This window comes from Dryocola clanedunensis subsp. sulfonylureivorans (genome assembly GCF_016756775.1).
GTDB lineage: Bacteria > Pseudomonadota > Gammaproteobacteria > Enterobacterales > Enterobacteriaceae > Dryocola > Dryocola clanedunensis.
Genome location: NZ_JAERMU010000063.1, coordinates 1 through 1,492, shown reverse-complemented (window position 1 = coordinate 1,492; position 1,492 = coordinate 1). Strand labels below are relative to the sequence as shown.

Here is a 1,492-nt window from a genome sequence, read left to right as displayed (position 1 = left end):
TACTGGCGTAACGAGCTCAACTACACCCTGTTTACGCTGCCGGTTATCGGTCAGGTAAGCGCGCTGGCCGCGCTCGACGGCGGCTGGCTGCATTCCGACCGGCTCGATCCGTATGCAGGGGGCACGCTCTGGGGCAGCGCTGCCGGACTGAGTACCGCTAACCGTTGGGTGGCGACCTCCTTCACCGTCGGGCTTCCCCTTGTTTACCCGGACTGGCTTGGCCCGGATCACGTCAGTGTTTATTACCGCGTTGCCGTCGCATTTTAAGGATAAAAGAAGATGAATCAGCCTCCCGTTCGTTTTACGTACCGTCTGCTCAGCTATCTGGTGAGCGCGCTGATTGCCGGACAGCCGCTGCTGCCTGCGGCTGGCGCGGTTATCACGCCGCAGGGCAACGCCGGAATGGACAAGGCGGCAAACGGCGTGCCGGTGGTCAACATCAATACGCCAAATGCGGCGGGAGTTTCGCATAACCAGTTTAAAGACTACAACGTGGGGAAAGAGGGGCTGATCCTCAATAACGCCACCGGCAAGCTGAACCAGACGCAGCTCGGCGGGCTGATTAGCGGTAACGCGCATCTCCAGGCCGGGAAGGAAGCAAAGGGCATCATCAACGAAGTGACCGGCGGCAACCGCTCGCAGCTGCAGGGCTACACCGAGGTGGCGGGTAAAGCGGCAAACGTGATGGTCGCCAACCCGTACGGCATTACCTGTAGCGGCTGTGGGTTTATCAATACGCCGAATGCGACCTTAACCACGGGCAAACCCGTCTTTGATGCGAACGGCAATCTGCAGGCGCTGGATGTCAAAAAAGGCAGCATCACCATTGAGGGGCAGGGCATCGACGCCAGCAACAGCGATGCGCTCTCCATTATCTCCCGCGCCACGGAGGTGAATGCCGCCATTCATGCCAAAGACCTGGAGGTGATCGCCGGGGCCAACCGGGTGGATGCCGGTGGCAAGGTCACGCCGATTGCCGGTGAGGGTAACGCTCCCGTCGTGGCGGTCGATACCGGGGCGCTGGGCGGCATGTACGCCAACCGTATTCATCTGGTTTCGACGGAAAAAGGCGTCGGTGTTAACCTGGGTGACCTCAACGCCCGGCAGGGCGATATCACCCTGGACGCTAACGGTAAACTGACGGTCCATAACAGCCTTGCCAGCGGCGCGTTAACGGCGAAGGGCCAGAGCATTGCCCTGACGGGTGATCATAAAGCCAGCGGCAACATCACGCTGAACAGCCAGAGCGATATCGCTCTGAAAAACGGCTCGCTGAACAGCGACGGCGACCTGGTCCTGACGGCCAGCGGGACACTCGCACACGGTAATGAAAAACTGACCGCCGGACGGGATGTCTCGCTCACGGGCCAGAATATCAGTCAGGACGCGGCCAGCCAGATTAACGCCGCCCGCCATATCACAGCGAACGCCCGCGACACGCTCAGCAACCAGGGGCAGATAACCGCCGGACAAAATCTGACGGTAAACAGCA

Annotated in this window: 2 protein-coding genes; both read left to right on the top strand. The window is 60.4% G+C overall.

The window, feature by feature from the left end; translation table 11 throughout:
* On the top strand, window positions 1-267 hold a 267-nt coding region (locus HYQ67_RS23755; RefSeq protein WP_272929797.1), incomplete at its 5' end, for a ShlB/FhaC/HecB family hemolysin secretion/activation protein.
* A gap of 12 nt (window positions 268-279) precedes the next feature.
* Window positions 280-1,492: filamentous hemagglutinin N-terminal domain-containing protein (locus HYQ67_RS23750; RefSeq protein ID WP_202308639.1), on the top strand; the 1,213-nt coding region annotated here is incomplete at its 3' end.